The 20,136-nt window shown below is 64.6% G+C and carries 20 protein-coding genes and 1 other RNA gene; 16 read left to right on the top strand and 5 right to left on the bottom strand.

Annotated elements, in window-relative coordinates; all coding sequences use genetic code 11:
* Nucleotides 1-76: 76 nt before the first annotated feature.
* Together HG549_RS21130 and HG549_RS21125 are read left to right on the top strand one after the other, a co-directional pair.
* Nucleotides 77-700, top strand: a complete 624-nt coding sequence (locus HG549_RS21130; protein ID WP_170032438.1) for a glutathione S-transferase N-terminal domain-containing protein — start codon at nt 77-79, stop codon at nt 698-700.
* A 10-nt stretch (nt 701-710) separates the two neighbouring features.
* Nucleotides 711-1,139: a ClpXP protease specificity-enhancing factor gene (locus HG549_RS21125; protein WP_170032436.1), complete on the top strand. Its 429-nt coding sequence runs from the start codon at nt 711-713 to the stop codon at nt 1,137-1,139.
* Between the two features lie 50 nt (nt 1,140-1,189).
* On the opposite strand, the gene HG549_RS21120 is transcribed toward HG549_RS21125, so the two are convergent.
* The 5 genes from HG549_RS21120 to HG549_RS21100 form a co-directional block, all read right to left on the bottom strand.
* Complete coding sequence (locus HG549_RS21120; protein WP_170032434.1) at nt 1,190-1,408, bottom strand: YgdI/YgdR family lipoprotein; 219 nt, start codon at nt 1,406-1,408, stop codon at nt 1,190-1,192.
* Nucleotides 1,409-1,507: 99 nt separating this feature from the next.
* On the bottom strand, nt 1,508-2,086 hold the full coding sequence (locus HG549_RS21115) for a BON domain-containing protein (RefSeq protein WP_170032432.1): 579 nt from the start codon (nt 2,084-2,086) through the stop codon (nt 1,508-1,510).
* Nucleotides 2,083-2,676: a phosphoheptose isomerase gene (locus HG549_RS21110; RefSeq protein WP_170032430.1), complete on the bottom strand. Its 594-nt coding sequence runs from the start codon at nt 2,674-2,676 to the stop codon at nt 2,083-2,085. The genes HG549_RS21115 and HG549_RS21110 overlap by 4 nt, the downstream gene beginning before the upstream one ends.
* Nucleotides 2,677-2,762: 86 nt before the next feature.
* Entirely contained in the window at nt 2,763-3,134 is a 372-nt protein-coding gene (locus HG549_RS21105; RefSeq protein ID WP_170032428.1) for a YraN family protein, read from the bottom strand.
* Nucleotides 3,134-4,951: a penicillin-binding protein activator gene (locus HG549_RS21100; RefSeq protein ID WP_170032426.1), complete on the bottom strand. Its 1,818-nt coding sequence runs from the start codon at nt 4,949-4,951 to the stop codon at nt 3,134-3,136. Before HG549_RS21100 ends, HG549_RS21105 begins: the two co-directional genes overlap by 1 nt.
* A 267-nt stretch (nt 4,952-5,218) precedes the next feature.
* Here HG549_RS21100 and rsmI point away from each other — a divergent pair, with 267 nt between their 5' ends.
* The 14 genes from rsmI (at nt 5,219) to HG549_RS21030 (ending at nt 20,135) form a co-directional block, all read left to right on the top strand.
* Entirely contained in the window at nt 5,219-6,013 is a 795-nt protein-coding gene (gene rsmI, locus HG549_RS21095) for a 16S rRNA (cytidine(1402)-2'-O)-methyltransferase (protein ID WP_234454629.1), read from the top strand.
* A 67-nt stretch (nt 6,014-6,080) separates the two neighbouring features.
* An RNA gene (gene rnpB, locus HG549_RS21090) (RNase P RNA component class A) lies at nt 6,081-6,440 on the top strand.
* A gap of 307 nt (nt 6,441-6,747) precedes the next feature.
* Nucleotides 6,748-7,203 (top strand): division/cell wall cluster transcriptional repressor MraZ, encoded by a 456-nt coding sequence (mraZ, locus tag HG549_RS21085; RefSeq protein ID WP_004575120.1) that lies wholly within the window; start codon nt 6,748-6,750, stop codon nt 7,201-7,203.
* The gene (gene rsmH, locus HG549_RS21080) at nt 7,200-8,147 is read left to right on the top strand and encodes a 16S rRNA (cytosine(1402)-N(4))-methyltransferase RsmH (RefSeq protein ID WP_372241535.1); all 948 of its coding nucleotides are present in this window, start codon (nt 7,200-7,202) and stop codon (nt 8,145-8,147) included. The genes mraZ and rsmH overlap by 4 nt, the downstream gene beginning before the upstream one ends.
* On the top strand, nt 8,144-8,437 hold the full coding sequence (gene ftsL, locus HG549_RS21075) for a cell division protein FtsL (RefSeq protein ID WP_056801817.1): 294 nt from the start codon (nt 8,144-8,146) through the stop codon (nt 8,435-8,437). The genes rsmH and ftsL overlap by 4 nt, the downstream gene beginning before the upstream one ends.
* Entirely contained in the window at nt 8,437-10,179 is a 1,743-nt protein-coding gene (locus tag HG549_RS21070; protein ID WP_170034277.1) for a penicillin-binding protein 2, read from the top strand. The genes ftsL and HG549_RS21070 overlap by 1 nt, the downstream gene beginning before the upstream one ends.
* Nucleotides 10,179-11,666, top strand: coding sequence for a UDP-N-acetylmuramoyl-L-alanyl-D-glutamate--2,6-diaminopimelate ligase (locus HG549_RS21065; protein WP_170034275.1), 1,488 nt, complete (start codon nt 10,179-10,181; stop codon nt 11,664-11,666). Before HG549_RS21070 ends, HG549_RS21065 begins: the two co-directional genes overlap by 1 nt.
* The gene (gene murF, locus HG549_RS21060) at nt 11,659-13,026 is read left to right on the top strand and encodes a UDP-N-acetylmuramoyl-tripeptide--D-alanyl-D-alanine ligase (protein ID WP_170032422.1); all 1,368 of its coding nucleotides are present in this window, start codon (nt 11,659-11,661) and stop codon (nt 13,024-13,026) included. Before HG549_RS21065 ends, murF begins: the two co-directional genes overlap by 8 nt.
* Nucleotides 13,026-14,108, top strand: a complete 1,083-nt coding sequence (gene mraY / locus HG549_RS21055) for a phospho-N-acetylmuramoyl-pentapeptide-transferase (protein ID WP_170032420.1) — start codon at nt 13,026-13,028, stop codon at nt 14,106-14,108. Before murF ends, mraY begins: the two co-directional genes overlap by 1 nt.
* 6 nt (nt 14,109-14,114) lie before the next feature.
* A complete protein-coding gene (gene murD, locus HG549_RS21050; protein ID WP_170032418.1) occupies nt 14,115-15,461 on the top strand; it encodes a UDP-N-acetylmuramoyl-L-alanine--D-glutamate ligase in 1,347 nt (448 codons plus the stop codon).
* Nucleotides 15,458-16,672: a putative lipid II flippase FtsW gene (gene ftsW, locus HG549_RS21045; RefSeq protein ID WP_372241534.1), complete on the top strand. Its 1,215-nt coding sequence runs from the start codon at nt 15,458-15,460 to the stop codon at nt 16,670-16,672. The genes murD and ftsW overlap by 4 nt, the downstream gene beginning before the upstream one ends.
* The gene (murG, locus tag HG549_RS21040; protein ID WP_170032416.1) at nt 16,662-17,741 is read left to right on the top strand and encodes an undecaprenyldiphospho-muramoylpentapeptide beta-N-acetylglucosaminyltransferase; all 1,080 of its coding nucleotides are present in this window, start codon (nt 16,662-16,664) and stop codon (nt 17,739-17,741) included. The genes ftsW and murG overlap by 11 nt, the downstream gene beginning before the upstream one ends.
* Complete coding sequence (gene murC / locus HG549_RS21035; RefSeq protein WP_056801830.1) at nt 17,734-19,182, top strand: UDP-N-acetylmuramate--L-alanine ligase; 1,449 nt, start codon at nt 17,734-17,736, stop codon at nt 19,180-19,182. The genes murG and murC overlap by 8 nt, the downstream gene beginning before the upstream one ends.
* Nucleotides 19,179-20,135, top strand: a complete 957-nt coding sequence (locus HG549_RS21030) for a D-alanine--D-alanine ligase (RefSeq protein WP_170032414.1) — start codon at nt 19,179-19,181, stop codon at nt 20,133-20,135. The genes murC and HG549_RS21030 overlap by 4 nt, the downstream gene beginning before the upstream one ends.
* Nucleotide 20,136 lies beyond the last annotated feature (1 nt).

The raw sequence follows: 20,136 nt of genomic DNA, 5'->3' as shown, positions 1-20,136 counted from the left end.
CAGGCAGAACTGCCTGGCCGCCACGGGCGCGTTTTCATTTACAGTTTCACAAGCATCCCGTGCGAGGAGGCGCTACATGGGCGCAACCAACAGGTTAGCCTGCTATTCCGACCCCGCTGATCACTATTCTCACCGGGTACGCCTGGTGCTGGCCGAGAAGGGTATCAGCGTGCAGGTCATCGATGTCGAGCCCGGTCGCCTGCCGCCCAAGCTGGTTGAGGTGAACCCTTACGGGAGCGTGCCGACCCTGGTCGATCGTGACCTGGCGTTGTATGAATCCACCGTGGTGATGGAATACCTCGAGGAGCGTTATCCGCATCCGCCGCTGATGCCGGTATACCCGGTGGCGCGCGGTAACAGCCGTTTGCTGATGCACCGCATCCAGCGCGACTGGTGCGCCCTGGCCGATACCGTGCTCGATCCACGCAGCAGCGAGGCGGCCCGGAGCGAGGCGCGCAAGGCCCTGCGCGAAAGCCTGACCGGGGTCTCGCCGTTGTTCGGCGAGTTCGCCTGCTTCATGAGCGATGAGCAAAGCCTGGTCGATTGTTGTCTACTGCCCATACTCTGGCGTTTGCCGGTATTGGGTATCGAGTTGCCGCGGCAAGCCAAGCCGCTGCTGGATTACATGGAGCGGCAGTTCGCCCGCGAGCCTTTCCAGGCGAGCCTGTCCTCCGTAGAACGTGAAATGCGCAAGCTTTAAGGAGCCGTTGATGAACTCCAGTCGCCCCTATCTGGTTCGAGCACTGTACGAGTGGATCGTCGACAACGATTGCACCCCCCATATGCTGGTCAACGCCGAATACCCAAAGGTCCAGGTGCCGGACGGTTTCGCCAGCGATGGCCAGATTGTCTTGAATATCTCGCCAAACGCCGTGCGCAATCTGCACATGGATAACGATGCCGTCAGCTTCGAAGGTCGTTTCAGTGGCGTGGCTCATTCGTTGTTCGTGCCGTCTGGCGCGATCCTGGGCATATATGCCCGGGAAAATGGCCAGGGTATGGTCTTCGAGCTGGAGCCGTCGCAGGATGACATGCTCGACGACGAGGACGAAGTGCAGCCGGATGATGACGGCCCACCGGAAGGTGGCGGGCAGCCACCGCGCCCGAGCGGCCGACCAAGCCTCAAAGTGGTCAAGTAATGAAAAAGGCGACCTGTTCAGGTCGCCTTTTTTTTGCCGCCAATATCGGATTACAGGTCGCTGATGGTGCGAACCTGGTCCTTGTTGATGCGGGTGCGCTTGCCGTCGAGTTGCTGGAACTCGTAGAAACCGGTATCGGCGTCGTACTCCGGTACGTCGACCGTCTGGATTTCACGGCCGTCGTTGAGGGTGATCTGGCTAGGGGTTGAGCAGCCGGCCAGAGTGGCGAAGGTGCCGATCAGCAAGGCGGGCAGCAGCAGCTTTTTCATGCGGTGTTTCCTGGATATCCGAAAGGGGTGGAGCATTGTTGTTGCCTGCCATGGCCCTGTCGCCGGTTGCCGGCGAATAGGCCCATGGCAGGCAATGAATCAGTCGATGTACTCGAACAGCTTGACGATCTTCTGCACGCCCGACACGCCCTGCACCACGGCGGTAGCCGAGTTGGCCTCCTGCTGGGTTACCAGGCCGAGCAGGTAGACGATACCGTTTTCGGTAATGACCTTGATGCGCGAACTGGGCACGGCATTGTCGGTCAGCATCTGGGCCTTGATCTTGGTGGTCAGCCAGGCGTCATTGTTGCGCGCCAGGATGGAGGAGGGCTGCATGACCTGCAGCTCGTTGTGCACTTTCTTGACCCGCTGTACCTGGCTGGCGGTTTGCTCGGCGAGGCTCTTGAGGTCGGCGCGTGGAGTCTGGCCGGCCAGCAGGACGATACCGTTGTAGCTGGTGACCACGATGTGCGAGCCCTTGTCCAGGTCAGGGCTGGCCTTGGCGATGTTGACTGCCGCCTTGGTTTCGATCAAGGAGTCGTCGATCTTGCTGCCGATGGTGCGCGTGCCGCGATCATCTTCGATCGGCGAATTGCGGGTGGAGGTCAGTACCGAGCTGCAACCGGTGATGCTCAGGCACAGGGTCAAGGCCATCAGGCCGAGGCGCATAGGGGTCATTCTTCACTCCCGAACAGTTGGCTGTCGATCAGGTCGCAGAGGCAGTGGATCGCCAGCAGGTGGACTTCCTGGATACGCGCGGTAACCATCGAAGGTACGCGGATTTCCACGTCTTCGGGCAGCAGCAGCGAAGCCATGCCGCCGCCGTCGCGGCCAGTCAATGCTACGACAATCATTTCGCGGTCATGTGCGGCCTGGATCGCCTGGATCACGTTGGCCGAGTTGCCGCTGGTGGAGATTGCCAGCAGAACGTCGCCGGGCTGGCCCAGGGCGCGGATCTGCTTGGAAAAGACCTCGTTGTAGCTGTAGTCGTTGGCGATGGAGGTCAGGGTCGAGCTGTCGGTGGTCAGCGCGATGGCCGGCAGGCTCGGGCGCTCGCGCTCGAAGCGGTTGAGCAGTTCCGAGGAAAAGTGCTGGGCATCACCGGCCGAGCCGCCGTTCCCGCAAGCGAGCATCTTGCCCTCGTTGAGCAGCGCGTTGACCATGACCAGGCTGGCCTGCTCGATGTGCGGTGCCAGGATGTCCATTGCCTGTTGCTTGGTATCGATGCTGGCCTGGAACAGCCGGCGAATTCGGGATTGCATGTCCATCTGGTGACCTTAAGTAGGGCGGTGGCCGGCGCGACGCGCAACAAGGACCAGCCCGCGAAACATAGAGCAAAAAAATCGAAGTGGGTTCAGCATTCGAAGGCGTTTTTCAGCCATTGCAGCGGCCTGCCTGCGTGGTGGCTGCCCTGCAGGGCGACTACGTCGAAGCGGCAGGGGTGGTTGCCCCAGTGGGCCTGCTGCTGCAGGAACAGGCTGGCGGCGAGCACCAACCGTTTCTGCTTGCGCCCGTCGATACTGCCGAGGGCGCCACCGAAGCCCGCGTGCAACCGGTAGCGGACTTCGACGAATACTACTGTATCGGCGTCGAGCATGACCAGATCAAGCTCACCGCCTTTGCATCGCCAGTTGCGCGCCAGCAGGTGCAGACCCTGCCCTTGAAGGTACTCAAGGGCCTGGGTTTCTGCCGCCTGGCCGGCGTTGGTGGGCGATGCCGCGGCCATCAGCGAGGGGTGTCGGGCAGGCGCTTGACCTGGCCACCGGCGAACTCGGCCCAGGGCAGCTGGCGCTCGACACGCTGGCTGGCGTTCATGCTCAGGCTACCCGAAAGGCCCATTACCCGGTTGTCCGGCAGCGCTTTCAGCTGGCCCAGGCGCGGCGCCAGGCTATAGGCATCGACGCCCATGGCATACAGGCGGCCCAGGCTGCCGGCAGCCTGTGGCCATTGCTGCACCACCTGCTGGCGCAGGCTGTTGCTGGTGTCCAGCAGCCACGGCGTTTCGCAGAAGCGGATGCCGTTCATGTCGTTGTACTGGTTGACGTCGCCGCTGGCGCTGTACAGGTTCGAGGTGGCGTAGACCGGCACGTCACCGGCGTACTGGAAGTTCAGTGTCGGCTTGATCTGCTGCGCCTGTTGCGGGGTCGAGGCGAGGAAGATGAAGTCGATGTCCTGGCGGCGCGACGGCTGTGCGGCAATGCTGCCACCGACCGTGCTCTGCAGGCTCTTGGCGCGGCCTTCGCTCTGGCGCAGCTGGAACAGGTCGGCAATCTGCTGGGCCAGGGCGACCGGCTGGGCGATGCGCTCGGCGGCGAGCAGGGTGCCACCATTGCCTTCCCACTCCTGGCGGAAGGCGGCCAGCACGCGGTCACCCCATTCGCCGCTCGGTACCAGCGCCACGGCGCGCATCATGCCATCGGCGCGGGCACGGCGTGCCACTTCGCGGGCTTCGTCTTCGGCAGCCAGGCCGAACTGGAACAGCTGCGGCGGCGCCTTTTGCCCGGCATCGGCGTAGTTCAGCGCCAGGGTGGTGATTGGCAGTTGCGGTTTGCTGGCCAGCTGCTTAACCAGCGGTTTTTCCAGCGGGCCGATGACCAGTTGCACGCCAGCGGCCTGGGCCTGGCGATAGAAGTCGTCGAGCGAGCCGATGCGCGAGCTGTCGAACACCTGCACCGCGGGTGCTGGCTGGCCGGCTTGCTGGGCCTGGAAGTGCGCGGCCATGAAGCCGTCACGCAGGGCGCGGGCGACGCCGGCCAGCGGACCGTCCTGGGGCAGCAGCAGGGCGATCTTGGTCAACGGCTGGCTGGCCAGCTCCTTGAGCTTGGTCAGCGCCAGCGGCAGTTGCTGTGCCGCAGGGTGGCCCGGATGCTGCTTGACCCAGGCATCGATAGCGGCTTGTTGCTGCTCCAGGGTGCCGGCGCTTTTCACGGCGAAGGCCAGGCTGGTCCAGCCGGCCAGGGTCTGGTCGTTGACAGGCTGCTGCAGTTGCTCTGCCGGCAGCGAGGCGACCAGGGCCCAGATGGCGTCATGGTTGGCGCTGGCGGCCGGGCCGCTGAGCAGCGGGGCCAGCAGCACACGCTGCTGCGCGGCGGCCAGGGCCTGGCCATCGGCTTCGAGGGCGGCGGCGTGCACACTGTAGGTACGCACCTGCTGTTCTTCCGGCAGTTCGCCGACACGCTGCAGGCTGGGGTGGGCCAGGGCTGTCAGCGCCGCCTTGGGCTGGTTGCGGCTCATCGCCAGTTCGGCACCGAGGGTGCTGGCGAACACCTGCTGGGCCGGTTTCAGTGGGTCCAGCGGCACCTGCTCGAGAATGCGTGCGGCGCGCGGGAAGTCCTTCTGCTTGTAGGCCAGGTCGGCCGCGCTCAGGCGCAGCAGGGCCGCGTCTTCTGCAGACTTGCTGGATGCGGCCTTTTCGAGCAGTTGCTCGATGCTGGCGTCCGGGGTGCGTGGCAGTTCGCCCAGGCTGGATGAGGGCGAGCTGGCGCAGGCTGCCAGCAGGGCAGCCAGGCAGAGGGCTGTGAACAGCCGCAGGCAAGCGATCATGTAAAGGTCCTGTTACTCGATCAAGGTGGCCGGCAATTGTACCCAAGCGCTGGCCGGGGCGCGATGTTGCCGTGTCGATCCTTCACTATAGGTGGCCTGCCACTGGTCGCCGGCGAAGTTCTTTGCGACCTGTTGCAGGCGCTCGGGCTACAATGGCGGCTTTGATCCGGACGACAGGTGTACGCAGTGACTGATGTGCCAGGGGCTTCGAAATCCACCGTGGGGACGCTGTATGTGGTCGCCACCCCGATCGGCAACCTCGACGACATGAGCGCCCGGGCGCTGAAAGTGCTGGCGGACGTGGCCCTGATCGCGGCCGAAGATACCCGTCATTCGGTCCGCCTGCTGCAGCACTTTGGCATCGACACGCCGCTGGCGGCCTGTCATGAACACAACGAGCGTGACGAGGGCGGGCGTTTCCTTGCCAAGCTGCTGGCCGGCGAGGATGTGGCGCTGGTGTCCGACGCGGGTACGCCGCTGATCTCCGATCCGGGCTATCACCTGGTGCGCCAGGCGCGCGCGGCGGGGGTCAACGTGGTACCGGTGCCGGGTGCCTGCGCCCTGATCGCCGCCTTGTCGGCGGCCGGCCTGCCGTCGGACCGCTTCATCTTCGAAGGCTTTCTGCCGGCCAAGGCGGCGGGGCGGCGGGCGCGCCTGGAGCAGGTAAAGGAAGAGCCGCGCACGTTGATCTTCTATGAGGCACCGCACCGCATCCTGGAATGCCTCGAGGACATGGAGGCGGTATTCGGCGGCGAGCGCCCGGCGTTGTTGGCGCGCGAGCTGACCAAGACCTTCGAGACGCTCAAGGGCTTGCCCCTGGCTGAGCTGCGCGCCTTCGTGGCCGGCGACAGCAACCAGCAGCGCGGCGAATGCGTGGTGTTGGTCGGTGGCTGGAGTGCGCCCGAGGGCGAGCAGGCGATCAGTGCCGAGGCGCAGCGGGTGCTCGGGCTGCTGCTGGCCGAGTTGCCGCTCAAGCGGGCGGCGGCGCTGGCTGCGGAAATCACCGGGGTGCGCAAGAACCTGCTGTATCAATTTGCCCTGGAAAAGCAGAAGGCCGAGTAGTGGCACATTGATATAAATGCCGGTATTGCTTGTTCTTGGGCGCGCCTGCCGTTAATCTTGACGGCGGAGAGTCGATCGGACAGTCGCTGCCTGTTTTTGTTCCACAAGGACAGGGGGAGGAAAGTCCGGGCTCCATAGGGCAGAGTGCCAGGTAACGCCTGGGAGGCGCGAGCCTACGGAAAGTGCCACAGAAAATAACCGCCTAAGCACTTCGGTGCCGGTAAGGGTGAAAAGGTGCGGTAAGAGCGCACCGCACGGCTGGCAACAGTGCGTGGCTAGGTAAACCCCACTCGGAGCAAGACCAAATAGGGTTCCATCAGGCGTGGCCCGCGTCGGAACCGGGTAGGTTGCTAGAGGCGTCCAGTGATGGCCGTCGTAGAGGAATGACTGTCCTCGACAAAACCCGGCTTACAGATCGACTCTCCACCTTCCTTCCCTGCTTGATTCGATAGCAGATGCTCTCTGGTAATACCGAAAAGATCTTACTCTTCATAAATCACTTTAACTTCGAACTCCACTGGCTTGTGTGGGTTTGATTTTTCTTGTGTTTTTTTCTCCTCGGCAGTCCTTCCCCCTTCCTTTAATGCGCTAAATCTCGGTCCTGTAAGGCTTTTCCTTCCGAACGTGCCTTGACGGTGCTGCGGGCGGATTCCTATAGTGTGCGCAAGTGGCAGAAAGTGGGATGAAGTGGGTTTTCTGGCACAAAAAAGATAACATTGTGGGGAATCGCAGCCGTGTTCCGCGGAGCCAACGCCGTCAGCCTCGATGCCAAGGGACGTCTCGCCATGCCGAGCCGGTACCGTGACGAGCTCGATTCGCGTTGCAATGGTCAGCTGATCGTGACCATCGACGCCGTTGACCCCTGCTTGTGTGTTTATCCCCTCGATGAGTGGGAACAGATAGAAGCCAAGTTGCGTGCCTTGCCATCGTTGCGTGAGGAAAACCGCCGTCTGCAGCGCTTGCTGATCGGCAATGCGGTTGACCTGGAGCTCGATGGCAGCGGGCGTTTCCTGGTGCCGCCCCGTTTGCGTGAGTACGCCAAGCTCGACAAGAAGGCGATGCTGGTGGGGCAACTGAACAAATTCCAGCTGTGGGATGAAGATGCCTGGAACGCGGTTTCGGCAGCCGACCTCGCAGCTATTCAACAACCGGGTGCCATGCCCGACGAATTGCGTGACCTGATCCTGTGACCATAGATAGCGGCTTCAACCACATTACCGTCCTGCTCGACGAGGCTGTCGAGGCATTGGCCCTGCGCGCCGACGGTTGCTATCTGGACGGCACCTTCGGCCGTGGCGGACACAGCCGGCTGATTCTCAGCAAGCTCGGGCCGCAAGGGCGGCTGCTGGGGTTCGACAAGGATCCACAGGCGATTGCCACCGGGCAAGCGCTGGCGGCCGAAGACGGCCGCTTTGTCATTGTGCAGCGCAGCTTTGCCGAGCTGGGCGCGGAAGTGGCCGAGCGCGGCCTGCATGGCAAGGTCAGCGGCGTGTTGCTGGACCTGGGCGTGTCCTCGCCGCAGCTGGATGACCCGCAGCGGGGCTTCAGCTTCCTCAATGATGGCCCGCTGGACATGCGCATGAACCCGGACCAGGGCATCAGCGCCGCCGAATTCATCGCCACCGCGCCCGAAGAAGAAATCGCCCGGGTATTCAAGGAATACGGCGAAGAGCGTTTCGCCAAGCGCATGGCTCGCGCCGTGGTGCTGCGCCGCGAACAGCAGCCGTTCACCCGCACCGGCGACCTTGCCGAAGTGCTGAAGGTGGCCAACCCGGCCTGGGAGAAGGGCAAGAACCCGGCGACCCGTGCCTTCCAGGGCTTGCGCATCCATGTCAATAACGAACTCGGTGACCTCGAAACAGGCCTCGAGGCCGCGATCGACGCGCTGGAGGTGGGCGGTCGCCTGGCGGTGATCAGTTTCCACTCGCTGGAAGACCGTATCGTCAAACTGTTCATGCGCAAGCTGGCCAAGGGCGAGGCAGACAACCTGCCGCGCAACCTGCCGGTGCAGCACAAGGCCTTCGAGCCGAAAATCAAGCTTGTCGGCAAGGCCCAGTTCGCCTCCGACGCCGAGCTCAAGGCCAACCCGCGGGCGCGCAGCGCCGTGATGCGGGTCGCGGAGAAGCTGCGGTGAGCAGGTTGTTTGCCAAACCTTTGCCAGGCGGAAGCTTCCTGATGCTTCTGCTGTTCGTTGCCGTGCTGGTTTCGGCGATCGCCGTGTCCTACAGCGCGCACTGGAACCGCCAGTTGCTCAACACCCTGTATGGCGAATTGAACGAGCGCGACAAGGCCCAGGCCGAGTGGGGCCGGCTGATCCTCGAGCAAAGCACCTGGACGGCTGCCAGTCGTATCGAAAGCCTGGCTTCCGAGCAGCTGAAAATGCGTGTGCCCTCCGCTGACGAAGTACGGATGGTGGCGCCATGATGAAGCTCGAAGGCGCACTGTACCCCTGGCGCTTCCGCGTGGTGATCGCCTTGCTGGCGATCATGGTCGGTGCCATCTGCTGGCGCATCATCGACCTGCAGGTGGTCGACCGGGACTTCCTCAAGGGGCAGGGCGATGCGCGCAGCCTGCGGCACATCCCTATCCCGGCACACCGCGGCCTGATCACTGACCGCAATGGCGAACCGCTGGCGGTCAGTACCCCGGTCACTACCCTGTGGGCCAACCCCAAGGAAATGCAGGCGTCCAAGGACCGCTGGCCGCAGCTGGCCGCAGCACTGGGGCAGAACCCGCAGCAGCTGATCGAGCGCCTGACCCAGCAGGCGAACAAAGAGTTCATCTACCTGGTCCGTGGCCTGACCCCGGAGCAGGGCCAGCACGTGCTCGACCTGAAAGTCCCCGGTGTATATGGCCTGGAAGAATTCCGCCGCTTCTACCCGGCCGGTGATGTCACCGCGCACATGGTCGGCTTCACCGACCTCGACGACCACGGCCGCGAAGGGGTGGAGCTGGCCTATGACGAGTGGCTGGCCGGCGTGCCCGGCAAGCGGCAGGTGATCAAGGACCGGCGCGGCCGGCTGATCAAGGACATCCAGGTCACCAAGAACGCCAAGGCCGGCAAGACCTTGGCGTTGTCGATAGACCTGCGCCTGCAGTACCTGGCCACCCGGGAACTGCGCAACGCCATTGCCGAACAGGACGCCAAGGCCGGCAGCCTGGTGATCATGGACGTCAAGACCGGTGAAGTCCTGGCCATGGTCAACCAGCCGACCTACAACCCCAACAACCGCCGCAGCATGTTCCCCGCGGCCATGCGTAACCGGGCGATCATCGACGTGTTCGAGCCGGGCTCCACGGTCAAGCCGATTTCCATGAGCGCGGCACTGCAGAGTGGCCGCTGGAAACCGACCGACAAGGTCGAGGTGTACCCGGGTAGCCTGCAGATCGGTCGCTACACCATCAAGGACGTGTCCAAGAGCGAGGGGCCGATCCTCGACCTGACCGGCATCCTGATCAACTCCAGTAACGTCGGCATGAGCAAGATCGCCTTCGATATCGGCGGCGAGGCCATCTACCGGGTCATGTCCCAGGTCGGCCTGGGCCAGTACACCGGCCTTGGCTTCCCGGGTGAACGGGTCGGCAACCTGCCCAACCACCGCGAATGGCGCAAGGCCGAGACTGCGACCTTGTCCTATGGCTATGGCGTGTCGGTCACCGCCCTGCAGTTGGTGCACGCCTACGCGGCGCTGGCCAACGACGGCAAGATGGTGCCGCTGTCGATCCTCAAGGTCGACAAGGCACCGGAAGCGGTGCAGGCCATACCGAAGGAAACCGCCGAAACCATCCAGGGCATGCTGCAGCAGGTGATCGAAGCGCCACGCGGCGTATTCCGCGCGCAGGTGCCGTTCTATCACGTGGCCGGCAAGTCCGGTACCGCGCGCAAGGCCACCGTGGGTTCCAAGGGCTACACCGAGAACGCCTACCGCTCGCTGTTCGCCGGCTTCGGGCCGATGAGCGACCCGCGCTACGCCATCGTCGTGGTCATCGACGAACCGGGCAAGGGCGGCTACTTCGGTGGCCTGGTTTCGGCACCGGTGTTCAGCAAGGTCATGTCCGGCACCCTGCGCCTGATGAACGTGCCGCCGGACAACCTGCCGCCACCAGCCCCCGTCGAACAATCGCAAGTCAATGCCGCAGCAGCCGCCAAGGGAGGGCGTGGATGATGACAATGCCATTGAGCAAGCTTTTCGCCCACGCCAGCCGTGACCCGCTGATCCGTGAACTGAGCCTGGACAGCCGCAACGTGCGCCCGGGTGACCTGTTCCTGGCCGTGCCGGGCGCCAAGGTCGATGGCCGCGCGCATATTGCCGATGCCCTGGCCCGGGGCGCTGCCGCCGTTGCCTACGAAGAGCAGGGGGCCAACGTGCTGCCGCTGACCGAGGTGCCGCTGATCCCGGTCAAAGGCCTGGTCGCCCAGTTGTCGGATATCGCTGGCCGATTCTATGGCGAACCGAGCCGTCAGCTCGACCTGGTCGGCGTCACCGGCACCAACGGCAAGACCAGCGTCACCCAGCTGGTGGCCCAGGCCCTGGACGCGCTCGGCCAGCGCTGCGGCCTGATTGGCACCCTGGGTACCGGCTTCTACGGTGAGCTGCAGAGCGGTCGCCTGACCACGCCGGACCCGATCGCCGTGCAGTCGACGCTAAACGACCTGAAAAAGGCCGGTGCCAAGGCCGTGGCCATGGAGGTTTCCTCCCACGCCCTGGAACAGGGCCGCGTCGCCGCGCTGGAGTTCGACATCGCGGTCATGACCAACCTGTCTCGCGACCACCTGGACTATCACGGCAGCATGGAGGCCTACGAGGCCGCCAAGGCCAAGTTGTTCGCCTGGCCAAGCCTGCGCTGCCAGGTGGTTAACCTGGACGATGCCTTCGGCCGTCGCCTGGCCGACGACTTCGCCCGCCGCCCGAGCTTCGACCATGTCGAGACCCGGCTGCTCAGCTACAGCCTGGAAAACCCGGACGCCTCGCTGTTCTGCCGGGAAGCGCTGTTCAACGATGATGGCGTGCGGGCCACGCTGGTCACTGCCCAGGGTGAGCGTACCCTGCGCAGCCAGCTGCTGGGCCGCTTCAACCTCAGCAACATGCTCGCCGCCGTGGCCACGTTGCTGGCGCTGGACTATGCGCTGGACGAGATTCTCGAAGTCACCCCGCAACTGCAGGGGCCGGTGGGCCGCATGCAGCGCCTGGGGGGCGGCGACAAGCCGCTGGTAGTGGTGGATTACGCACACACCCCGGACGCCCTGGAGAAGGTGCTCGAAGCCCTGCGCCCGCACGCGCACGGCAAGCTGCTGTGCCTGTTCGGCTGCGGCGGTGATCGTGATCGTGGCAAGCGCCCGCTGATGGCCGAGGTGGCCGAGCGCCTGGCCGACCGCGTGCTGGTCACCGACGACAACCCACGTAGCGAAGACCCGCTGCGCATCTTCGACGACATTCGCCCCGGTTTCGCCAAGCCTGCCAAGGTCGAGTTCGTCGCCGGTCGCGGCAATGCCATTGCGCACCTGATCGCCAGCGCCGCTGCCGACGACGTGGTCGTCCTGGCAGGCAAGGGGCACGAGGATTACCAGGAGATCAATGGCCAGCGCCATGACTTCTCCGACCTGATCGAAGCCGAGAAGGCACTTGCAGCCTGGGAGGCGCCACATGCTTAAGCCGATGTCACTCAGCCAGCTGACCACAGCACTGGGTGGTCAGCAATTGGGCGCAGACGCCACGTTCACCGGGGTCAGTATCGACAGCCGTAGTGTTACTGCCGGGCAACTGTTCGTCGCCCTGGCCGGCCCGCGTTTCGATGGCCATGACTACCTGGCCGATGTGAAGGCCAAGGGCGCTGTCGCGGCGCTGGTCGAGCGCGAAGTGCCCGACGTCGACCTGCCCCAGCTGCGGGTGGCCGACTGCCGCCTGGCCCTCGGCCAGCTTGGCGCGCTGAACCGTGCAGCTTTCGACAAGCCGGTGGTGGCCATTACCGGCTCCAGCGGCAAGACCACGGTCAAGGAGATGCTGGCCAGCATCCTGCGTACCCGTGGCCTGGTGCACGCCACCCGCGGCAACCTGAACAACGACCTCGGCGCACCGCTGACCTTGCTGGAAATCGCCCCGGAGCACAGCGCCGCCGTGATCGAACTGGGCGCCTCGCGCATTGGCGAGATCCGCTACACCGTCGGCCTGACCCGACCGCAGGTGGTCATTATCAACAACGCCGGTACCGCCCACGTTGGCGAGTTCGGTGGCCCGGAGAAGATCGTCGAGGCCAAGGGCGAAATTCTCGAGGGCCTGGGCAAGGGTGGCACGGCCATCCTCAACCTGGCCGACAAGGCGTTCGGGATCTGGCGCAAGCGCGCCGGTGACCACCGCGTTATCAGCTTTGCCCTGGACAACCCGGAGGCCGACTTCCACGCCAGTGGCATCGGCCGTGATGCCCGTGGCTGCCCTTCGTTCACCTTGCACGGGCCTGACGGCAGCGTGCCGGTGCAGCTGAACCTGCTGGGTACCCATAACGTCAGCAACGCCCTGGCTGCTGCCGCTGCCGCGCATGCCGTCGGTCTGAGCCTGGACGGTATCGCCGCCGGCCTGGCCGCGGTGCAGCCGGTCAAGGGCCGCACCGTGGCGCAGCTCGCGGCGAATGGCGTGCGCGTGATCGATGACAGTTACAACGCAAATCCCACCTCCATATGCGCGGCCATTGATATACTCGCCGGCTTTTCCGGGCGCACCGTCCTGGTGCTTGGGGATATCGGCGAACTGGGGCAATGGGCGGAAGAAGGCCACCGTCAGGTGGGCGCCTACGCATGTGGCAAGGTCGACGCCCTGTATGCCGTAGGCGCCAACATGGCGCACGCGGTACGGGCATTCGGCGCCAATGGTCGCCATTTCGCTACACAAGCTGAGCTGATCGACGCGGTTCGCGCCGAAAACGCCAGCGACACCACTATCTTGATCAAGGGCTCGCGCAGCGCTGCGATGGAAAACGTCGTGGCGGCTTTGTGCGGTGCCAGCGGGGAGAAACATTAATGCTGCTGCTGTTGGCCGAGTATCTGCAACAGTTCCACAAAGGCTTCGCGGTCTTCCAGTACCTGTCCCTGCGCGGGATCCTCGGTGTACTGACCGCGTTGTCGCTGGCGCTGTGGCTGGGGCCGTGGATGATCCGTACCCTGCAAATCCGCCAGATCGGCCAGGCCGTACGTAACGACGGCCCGCAATCGCACCTGTCCAAGTCCGGCACCCCGACCATGGGTGGCGCGCTGATCCTGTCTGCCATTGCCGTCAGCACCCTGCTGTGGGCCGACCTGACCAACCGCTACGTGTGGGTGGTGCTGACCGTGACCCTGGCGTTCGGAGCAATCGGCTGGGTCGACGACTACCGCAAGGTCATCGAGAAGAACTCGCGGGGCCTGCCGAGCCGCTGGAAGTACTTCTGGCAGTCGGTGTTTGGCCTGGCTGCAGCGGTGTTCCTGTACCAGACCGCGCCGACCAGCGTCGAGACCACGCTGATCCTGCCGTTCGTCAAGGATGTCACCATCCCGCTGGGCATCGGTTTCGTCGTGCTGACCTACTTCGTCATCGTCGGCTCGAGCAACGCGGTCAACCTCACCGACGGCCTCGATGGCCTGGCGATCATGCCGACGGTGATGGTCGGCGGTGCCCTGGGCATCTTCTGCTACCTGTCGGGTAACGTGAAGTTCGCCGAATACCTGCTGATCCCCTACGTGCCAGGGTCCGGCGAACTCATCGTGTTCTGCGGCGCCCTGATCGGTGCCGGCCTGGGCTTCCTGTGGTTCAACACCTACCCGGCGCAGGTGTTCATGGGCGATGTCGGCGCACTGGCGCTGGGCGCTGCGCTGGGCACCATCGCGGTGATCGTGCGCCAGGAAATCGTGCTGTTCATCATGGGGGGCGTGTTCGTCATGGAAACCCTGTCGGTGGTGATCCAGGTCGCCTCCTTCAAGTTGACCGGCAAACGCGTGTTCCGCATGGCACCGATCCACCACCACTTTGAACTCAAGGGCTGGCCAGAGCCACGGGTGATCGTCCGCTTCTGGATCATCACCGTGATCCTGGTGCTGATCGGCCTGGCAACCCTGAAACTGAGGTAGATGAGCGTGTCTTTGATCGCTTCCGACCAATTCCGCATCGTTGTCGGCCTCGGCAAGAGCGGCATGTCCCTGGTTCGCTTCCTGGCGAGCCGGGGCATTGCCTTTGCGGTCGCCGACACCCGCGAGCAACCGCCGGAACTGGACACCCTGCGCCGTGATTACCCGCAGGTGGAAGTGCGCTGTGGTGAACTGGACGTGGACTTCCTGTGCCGTGCCAGCGAGCTGTACGTGAGCCCCGGCCTGGCCCTGGCCACCCCGGCCCTGCAGCAGGCGGCAGCGCGTGGCGTGAAGCTGTCCGGCGACATCGAGTTGTTCGCCCGCCATGCCAAGGCGCCGATCATTGCCATCAGTGGCTCCAATGCCAAGAGCACCGTGACTACCCTGGTCGGCGACATGGCGGCCAAGGCCGGCAAGCGTGTCGCGGTCGGTGGCAACCTGGGTACCCCGGCGCTGGACCTGCTGGGCGACGAGGTCGAGTTGTACGTGCTCGAACTGTCCAGCTTCCAGCTGGAAACCACCGACCAGCTCAACGCTGAAGTGGCGACCGTGCTGAACATCAGCGAAGACCACATGGACCGCTACAGCGGCCTGCCGGCCTACCACCTGGCCAAGCACCGGATCTTCCGTGGGGCACGCCAGGTCGTGGTCAATCGCCAGGACGCGCTGAGCCGACCGCTGCCGGTGGAAGGCCGCCCATGCTGGACTTTCGGCCTCAACCAGCCGGACTTCAAGGCCTTCGGCCTGCGTGAAGTCGACGGCGAGAAATACCTGGCGTTCGAGTTCCAGCTGCTGATGCCGGTGCGCGAGCTGAAGATTCGTGGCGCCCACAACCAGAGCAACGCGCTGGCCGCCCTGGCCCTGGGGCACGCTGCCGGCCTGCCGTTCGAGCCCATGCTCGAAGCCTTGCGCGAGTTCACCGGCCTGGCCCACCGTTGCCAGTGGGTCCGCGAGCGCAACGGGGTGAACTGGTACGACGATTCCAAGGCCACCAACGTCGGCGCCGCCCTGGCTGCCATCGAAGGCCTGGGGGCCGATATCCAAGGCAAGCTGGTGCTGATTGCCGGTGGTGATGGCAAGGGCGCCGATTTCGCCGCGCTGCGCGCGCCGGTCCAGCGCTTCTGCCGCGCCGTGGTGCTGCTTGGCCGTGACGCCGAGCGCCTGGCCGAAGCCCTCGGCGATGGCGTGCCGCTGCTGCGGGTCAAGACCCTCGACGATGCCGTACAGCAATGCGCCGACCTGGCCCAGGCGGGTGATGCCGTGCTGCTGTCGCCGGCGTGCGCCAGCCTCGACATGTTCCGCAACTTCGAAGAACGCGGGCGCCTGTTCGCCCAGGCGGCAGGAGGTCTTGCATGATCTTCGGCATTCTCAAGCCGTACCCGTCGCCGCTGATCAGCGGCCGGGGCATCGACCTGGACTTCCCGATGCTGGCCGGCTGCCTGGCACTGCTGGGCCTGGGCCTGGTGATGATCACCTCGGCCTCCTCGGAAGTGGCGGCGGTGCAGTCGGGCAACCCGCTTTACCACATGTTCCGCCACCTGGTGTACGTGTTCCTCGGCCTGGTGGCCTGTGGCGCGACCATGATGGTGCCGATCGCCACCTGGCAGCGCATGGGCTTCATGATGCTGCTGGGCGCCTTCGGTTTGCTGGTGCTGGTGCTGGTACCGGGTATCGGTCGTGAAGTGAACGGTTCCATGCGCTGGATCGGCTTCAGCTTCTTCAATGTGCAGCCCTCGGAAATTGCCAAGGTGTTCGTGGTCGTGTACTTGGCCGGCTACCTGGTACGTCGGCAGACCGAAGTGCGTGAAACCTGGATGGGCTTCTTCAAGCCGTTCATCGTGCTGCTGCCCATGGCTGCCCTGTTGCTGATGGAGCCGGACTTCGGCGCCACCGTGGTGATGATGGGCGCGGCGGCGGCCATGTTGTTCCTTGGCGGTGTCGGGCTGTTCCGCTTCAGCCTGATGGTGGTGCTGGCGGTGGTGGCAGTGTTCGTCCTGGTACAGGCCCAGCCTTACCGCATGGCGCGCCTGATCACCTTTACCGACCCGTGGTCCGATCAGTTCGGCTCGGGCTACCAGCTGACCCAGGCGCTGATTGCCTTTGGCCGTGGCGAATGGCTGGGCGTTGGCCTGGGCAACAGCGTGCAGAAGCAGTTCTACCTGCCGGAAGCGCACACCGACTTCGTGTTCTCGGTCCTCGCCGAAGAGCTCGGCGTGGTCGGTTCGCTGCTGACCATCGCGCTGTTCGTGTTCGTCACCGTGCGGGCCTTGTATATCGGCCTGTGGGCCGAGAAAGCCAAGCAGTTCTTTGCCGCCTATGTCGCATTCGGGCTGGCGTTCCTGTGGATCGGCCAGTTCCTGATCAACATCGGGGTGAACGTCGGCCTGCTGCCGACCAAGGGCCTGACCCTGCCATTCCTCAGTTATGGCGGTAGCTCGCTGGTGATCTGCTGTGCCTGCGTCGGCCTGTTGCTGCGCATCGAGTGGGAAAGCCGCACGCACCTGGGCAGCGAGGAACACGAATTCAGCGAAAGCGATTTTGCCGAGGAGACCAGTCATGGCCGCTGACGGCAAGAACGTACTGATCATGGCCGGCGGTACCGGTGGCCACGTGTTCCCGGCGCTGGCCTGCGCCCGTGAGTTCCAGGCCCGCGGTTACAGCGTGCACTGGCTGGGTACCCCGCGTGGCATCGAGAACGAGCTGGTGCCCCAGGCGGGCCTGCCGTTGCACCTGATCCAGGTCAGCGGCCTGCGCGGCAAGGGCAAGCTGTCATTGCTCAAGGCACCGTTCACCCTGGTCAAGGCCGTGCTGCAGGCCCGGCGCATCATCCGCCAGCTCAAGCCGGTGTGCGTGCTGGGCTTTGGTGGCTACGTGACCGGCCCTGGCGGCGTGGCCGCGCGGCTGTGTGGCGTGCCGCTGGTGATCCACGAGCAGAACGCTCGTGCCGGTACCGCCAATCGGTTGCTGGTGCCACTCTCGGCGCGGGTCTGCGAAGCTTTCCCGAACACCTTCGAGGCCAGCGACAAACGCCGCACCACCGGCAACCCGGTGCGCCCGGAGCTGTTCATGGACGCGCAACGCGCGCCCCTGGCCGAACGCCGTGCCCGCCTGTTGGTGCTCGGCGGCAGCCTGGGTGCGGAACCATTGAACAAATTGTTGCCTAAGGCCCTGTCCGAAGTGCCCGCCGCGCTGCGGCCAGAGGTGTTCCACCAGGCCGGCAAGCAACATGCGCCGATTACCGCCGAGCGTTACCGCGAGGCCGGTGTCGAGGCTCAGGTAGAGCCCTTCATCAAGGACATGGCCCAAGCCTATGGCTGGGCCGACATGGTGGTGTGCCGGGCCGGTGCCCTGACCGTCAGCGAGCTGGCGGCAGCGGGCCTGCCTTCGATGCTGGTGCCGTTGCCCCACGCCATCGACGACCACCAGACCCACAACGCCCAATATCTGGCCCGGGAAGGTGCTGCCTTCCTCATGCCACAAGCGACAACTGGCGCAGCGCAGCTCGCTGAACGCCTGAACGAGGTGCTGATGCAACCCGAGAAACTCAACGTCATGGCAGGCACCGCGCGGCGCCTGGCCAAACCTGCTGCAACCAGCACCGTGGTCGATATCTGCCTGGAGGTGGCCCATGGTTGAGAGCCAGAAAGCCATGCCCCAGCCGAAAATGGGCCGTATCCGCCGTATTCACTTCGTCGGTATCGGCGGCGTGGGCATGTGTGGCATCGCCGAAGTGTTGCTGAACCTGGGCTATGAAGTGTCCGGTTCCGACCTGAAAGCCTCGCCGGTTACCGAGCGCCTGGAGTCGTTCGGCGCCGAGATCTTCGTCGGCCACCGCGCCGAGAACGCCGCCACCGCCGATGTACTGGTGGTGTCCAGTGCGATCAACCCGGCCAACCCGGAAGTCGCCACTGCGCTGGAACGGCGCATTCCGGTGGTACCGCGTGCCGAAATGCTCGCCGAACTGATGCGTTACCGCCATGGCGTGGCCGTTGCCGGTACCCACGGCAAGACCACCACCACCAGCCTGCTGGCCTCGGTATTCGCCGCCGGCGGCCTCGACCCGACCTTCGTCATCGGTGGCCGCCTGACGGCTGCCGGGACCAACGCCCAGCTGGGCACCAGCCGCTACCTGATCGCCGAAGCAGACGAAAGCGACGCCAGCTTCCTGCACCTGCAGCCGATGGTGGCCGTGGTCACCAATATCGATGCCGACCACATGGCAACCTACGAAGGTGACTTCAACAAGCTGAAGAAAACCTTCGTCGAGTTCCTGCACAACCTGCCGTTCTACGGCCTGGCCGTGATGTGCCTGGACGACCCGGTGGTGCGCGAGATCCTGCCGCAGGTCAAGCGCCCGACCGTGACCTACGGATTCAGCGAAGAAGCCGACGTGCGCGCCATCAATGTGCGCCAGCAGGGCATGCAGACCCATTTCACCGTGCTGCGGCGTGACCGCGAGCCGCTGGAAGTGTCGGTGAACATGCCTGGCAATCACAACGTGCTCAATGCCTTGGCCACCATCGCCATCGCCACTGACGAAGGCATCAGCGACGAGGCCATCGTCCAGGGCCTGTCCGGCTTCCAGGGCGTCGGTCGGCGCTTCCAGGTGTACGGCGAACTGCCGGTCGAAGGCGGCAGCGTGATGCTGGTCGACGACTACGGTCACCACCCGACCGAAGTGGCGGCAGTGATCAAGGCCGTGCGCGGTGGCTGGCCAAGCCGCCGCCTGGTGATCGTCTACCAGCCGCACCGCTACAGCCGCACCCGCGACCTGTACGACGATTTCGTCCAGGTGCTGGGCGATGCCAACGTGCTGCTGTTGATGGAAGTCTACCCGGCAGGCGAAGAGCCGATCCCCGGTGCCGACAGCCGCCAGCTGTGCCACAGCATCCGCCAGCGCGGCAAGCTGGACCCGATCTACATCGAACGTGGCGTCGAGCTGGCGCCACTGGTCAAGCCACTGCTGCGCGCTGGCGACATCCTGATCTGCCAGGGTGCCGGTGATGTCGGCGGGCTGGCCCCGCAATTGATGAAAAGCCCGCTGTTCGCAGGCGCCAAGCAGGAGAAGTCGAAATGACCAGCGCCTACGCAAAACTGCACTCGACCCTGGACGTCAAGGCGTTCGGCCGCGTCGCGGTGCTGTACGGCGGCAAGAGTGCCGAACGGGAAGTGTCGCTGAAGTCCGGCGCCGCGGTGATCGACGCACTGACCAGCGCTGGTGTCGACGTGGTCGCCATCGACGTGGGTGACGACCTGCTCGAGCGCCTGCAAAGCGAGAAGATCGACCGCGCCTTCATCATCCTCCACGGCCGTGGCGGTGAAGACGGCAGCATGCAAGGCCTGCTCGAGTGCCTGGGCATCCCCTATACCGGCAGTGGCATCCTTGCCTCGGCGCTGGCCATGGACAAGTTGCGCACCAAGCAGGTGTGGCAGAGCCTGGGTATTCCAACCCCGCGCCACGCGGTGCTGGGCAGCGAACACGATTGCGTTGCCGCCGGCACTGAACTGGGCTTCCCCTTGATCGTCAAACCGGCCCATGAAGGTTCGAGTATCGGCATGGCCAAGGTGAACAGCGTGGAAGAGCTGGTCGCCGCCTGGAAAGATGCCGCCAAGTACGATTCGCAAGTCCTGGTCGAGCAATGGATCCACGGCCCGGAGTTCACCGTCGCGGTATTGCGCGGCCAGGTGTTGCCGCCGATCGCCCTGGGTACGCCGCACGTGTTCTACGACTACGACGCCAAGTACATCGCCAACGATACCCAGTACCGCATTCCGTGCGGCCTGGACAGTGTCAAGGAACAGGAACTGATCGACCTGACCGCACGCGCCTGCGATGCCATCGGCATCGAAGGCTGGGGGCGGCTGGACGTGATGCAGGACGAGCAAGGCCGGTTCTGGCTGCTCGAAGTCAACACCGCACCCGGCATGACCGACCATAGCCTGGTGCCCATGGCGGCCCGCGCGGCCGGCCTGGACTTCCAGCAACTGGTGCTGGCGATCCTGGCCGAAAGCGTGGCGACGCGAGGTTAAC

The sequence above is a fragment of the Pseudomonas sp. SK genome (assembly GCF_012975065.1).
Taxonomy (GTDB): Bacteria; Pseudomonadota; Gammaproteobacteria; order Pseudomonadales; family Pseudomonadaceae; genus Aquipseudomonas; species Aquipseudomonas anuradhapurensis.
Note: the sequence above shows the minus strand (reverse complement) of the source record. Positions and strands in the feature narration are given on the sequence as shown.